At 48.8% G+C, this 611-nt stretch carries 1 protein-coding gene; it reads right to left on the minus strand.

Annotated features, from left to right (window positions below; translation table 11 throughout):
* Positions 1-611: hypothetical protein (locus tag ACFQEU_RS17510; protein ID WP_379784228.1), on the minus strand; the 611-nt coding region annotated here is incomplete at both ends.

Consider the following 611-nt stretch of genomic DNA (forward strand, 5'->3'; position numbering starts at 1 on the left):
GGGTGAAAGTCATTGGGGTTATGAATTCGGTCAATCGGCACGCCGCAGACACTACCGTCTGAATTTAACGCGCAGCAGGAGGGGTTTTGGTAATGAACGAGCCAAGTGCGGTATTGCACCGGCGTCAGGCCACACTTCTTGGCAGCATAATCCTGAGGGCTTTCGGTGTACACGGTTAAGTCCGCAACGGGAATCGTAATGTGCCCGGCACCGGGCTGATAGGCCACAAAGTTAATACCGCGCTCCTGAAGATGGCTTAATACCTCATTACCTGAGTTACTGACCAGATTTTGAACTTCGTCCCTTAGCCGAGCAACCTCTTCATTTAAACTCGATTCCTGCTCATTGCGATACATTAACTCCATATCGCGCATCTGTATCATGTCTTGTAATTCAGAGGTCGCGGCCTCAACCTTCAATTGCATCTCTAATTCATACTGCTTACGCAAGGATTCGATGCTTTCTTTTTCACCCGACTGGGCCGACTTTAACTTGTGCTCGAAGTACTCGCGTATCCCGTCCATCTTTACCATTTGCGATTCCATGCGCTCTTTCAGTTGCGCATTGAGCAATCGCATATTTTCAATGTCCTTATCCTGCTCGGCTAAACG

The organism is Halorubrum tibetense (genome assembly GCF_042661865.1).
Classification (GTDB): domain Archaea; phylum Halobacteriota; class Halobacteria; order Halobacteriales; family Haloferacaceae; genus Halorubrum; species Halorubrum tibetense.